Origin of the sequence: Hyella patelloides LEGE 07179, from assembly GCF_900659865.1 — a bacterium.
Classification (GTDB): Bacteria; Cyanobacteriota; Cyanobacteriia; order Cyanobacteriales; family Xenococcaceae; genus Hyella; species Hyella patelloides.
Genome location: NZ_LR213954.1, coordinates 10,917 through 13,691, shown reverse-complemented (window position 1 = coordinate 13,691; position 2,775 = coordinate 10,917). Strand labels below are relative to the sequence as shown.

Annotated in this window: 2 protein-coding genes; one reads left to right on the top strand and one right to left on the bottom strand. The window is 37.0% G+C overall.

The window, feature by feature from the left end:
• Window positions 1-150: 150 nt before the first annotated feature.
• Window positions 151-2,049: a GTPase family protein gene (locus tag H1P_RS23170; RefSeq protein WP_144871801.1), complete on the top strand. Its 1,899-nt coding sequence runs from the start codon at window positions 151-153 to the stop codon at window positions 2,047-2,049.
• Between the two features lie 269 nt (window positions 2,050-2,318).
• Here the strand turns inward: H1P_RS23170 and H1P_RS23165 are convergent.
• Window positions 2,319-2,775, bottom strand: a 457-nt coding sequence (locus H1P_RS23165) for a protoglobin domain-containing protein (protein WP_144871807.1), incomplete at its 5' end; no start/stop codon positions are given.

Genomic DNA, 2,775 nt, shown 5'->3' with positions numbered 1-2,775 from the left:
TTTTGCTTAGTAGTATTCTTGTTCTTGCATCTTTGACCTGCTCCCAATTAATTTTGTCCAACTGCTTATAAGGTTTTCAAGCTGGATGCGATTTAATCTATCGAAATCAGATACTAAAATTAAAGAAAAAATTATTAGCAATTAATTAAAATGAAGCCGTTAAAACCCTGGCAATTGATCGTATTAGCTGTTCCGATTGCGCTGCCAATTATATTTTTACTTGTTGCAGCAGGAACACAGATTCATCAGTGGCGACTTAATTGGATTTGGGCAATTTTTATATTACTATTTATAGTATGGCGATCGCTTTTAGTCAAGTGGACAAAACCCGCAATTGACCAGTTAGAGTCAGTAGTTGCCCAAATCGATCGAGAGTTAACTAATAGCCAAGAAAATAATAATTTGGAGACAGAAGATACAGCTAGTCAACAAATAACTACGGCTCTACAAAATATTTTAGAAACATCACAAAATGATGCAATTATTTGGGAGGATTGGCAAACTTTCTTAACTCGTTGTCAAGAAGTAATTGTGGCTGTAGCAGGAGTTTATCATCCTGAAGTAAAACGTCCTTTACTTAACATTTATATCCCCCAGGCTTATGGTTTAATTCGGGGTACAGTAGATGATACAGATCGTTGGATGGCAAAGCTTTCTCCAGCATTAAATCAAGTTAGTATTGGGCAAGCTTATGAGGCTATTGAAACTTATCAAAAATTAGAGCCTTCGGCACGGAAATTATTAAAAGTTTGGAATTGGGCGCAATGGGTATTAAACCCCGCAGTGGCGGTTGCTAATCGGGCTAGTAAAAATTATACCAACCAAGCTAATCAACAACTGATAGCTAATTTGAATCAATTATTTCGCGAAACAGCGTTAAGAAATCTCTGTCATCAGGCGATCGCGTTGTATAGTGGTAATACTTTACCCCCTGCTTTCATTACGGAAACTCCTACCCTTCCTAAAGTTAAAACCCAAGCTCTACGAGAGATTATCGAACAAGCAGAGTCGTCAGAAGATGTTATTAGTCAACCAATTAATATTCTGTTAGTGGGGCGCACAGGAGCGGGAAAAAGCAGCTTGATTAACACCATCTTTGAAGCTAACTTAGCAGTAGTAGATGTACTTCCCAGTACAGATCGTATTTCTCAGTATCGTTGGGAAACCAATAACCAAGAAGCTTTAAATCTGTGGGATACTCCTGGTTACGAACAAGCCCAAAGAGAAGACTTACGGCAGCTAGTATTAGACTATGGTATCAATGCAGACTTAATTTTATTAGTTACTCCTGCCCTCGATCCTGCATTGCAGATGGATTTAGATTTTTTAACCGAAATGCAGCGAGAAAAAGCCAATATTCCTGTAATTACGATAGTTACTCAAGTAGATAGATTACGCCCGATTCGAGAATGGAATCCCCCCTATGATTGGCAACAAGGAGAAACCAAAAAAGAACAAAATATTCGTAATGCAGTAGCCTATCGTCAAGAAAATCTGGGGGAATATTGCGATCTGGTATTGCCTTTAGTCGCGCAAAACGAGCTTCATGAAACTTGGGGCAATGATACTTTATCTCTAGCACTTGTAGAAGCCATTGAACCCACTAAACAAATAAAATTCGCCAACTTTGTCCGCGATCGTGAAACTAAGATCGTTGCTGCTGCTAAAATAATAGATCGCTACACCATGCAAATGTCTACTACCCAGGGTGTTACTACGCTGTTAAAAAGCCCCATCTTACAATTTTTATCTACTATGACTACAGGAAACGCTGCATTGGCTTATGCTTTAGCCGAACAAATTCCTGTGGAACAATTACCTGTGGTGATTGGTAAGCTACAGATGGCGTATGACTTGTATCTGTTGTTAGTAGATGATGCCAAAATTAGTAATTTTGATTTTCTTTCTTTATGGTCTTTACTATTACAAAATGATGCTTCTACCGACCTGAATGCTTATGCTTTTGGTCATAGTTTAGTAGAGTATTGGACGCAGAACTTAACTATAGAAGAATTAAAAACAAGATTTGAATTTTATCTGGAAGAATAATTGTGAAATTTTGCAAAAAATAGAACAAGTAATTAAAAATTACTATTAGCTCGAAACCAACTAAATCCAGAAGAAAAAACTTTCAATTTATGACCTTTGACTCACACACAATAATTTAACTTTAGATAAAAAATATCATTTTTCAAAAAGAAAAAGGTAATCAATTGATTGCTGTTAATTTTTAGTCAATAATTAAAAGTTAATACATAGCGATTTCAGCGTCTAGGAATGCTATTAATCGAACCAATAAAAATAATACTGATCGATAATTAAATTGAATCAGTACCAGCGTTAATTATACGTCGGAATAAACATTCAGTCCAACCAGTTTCTTTCAAGATAGATGAAGATAACACCTCTACATATGCTTGCTCGATAAAAGCTAAATCGATCGTGCAAATCTTTTTCAGAGAATCAGTCAGTGAATCGTCTTGATTGTCTGACTTGAGATGCTTTTCCACCTCTCGAACCACTATTGCCATTGCGGGAACTACGTGTTGGGGAGTGATGTTGACTCTCACGTGTGCCAAACCAATTTGCCAACGCCGAGCAGCATAGAGTTCACTCCAATTATCTATGCCCGTAAACATTTCGTGAAACCATTGGATGAAAGTTTCCTGTAAACGTTTCTTTCGCCCAGCAGGTTCATTTATAATTTTTGCCATCTCGGGATCGCGTCCTAAATAGTCATAAAAGCAGTATGCCATATCAGGAGCTATTTTTTTG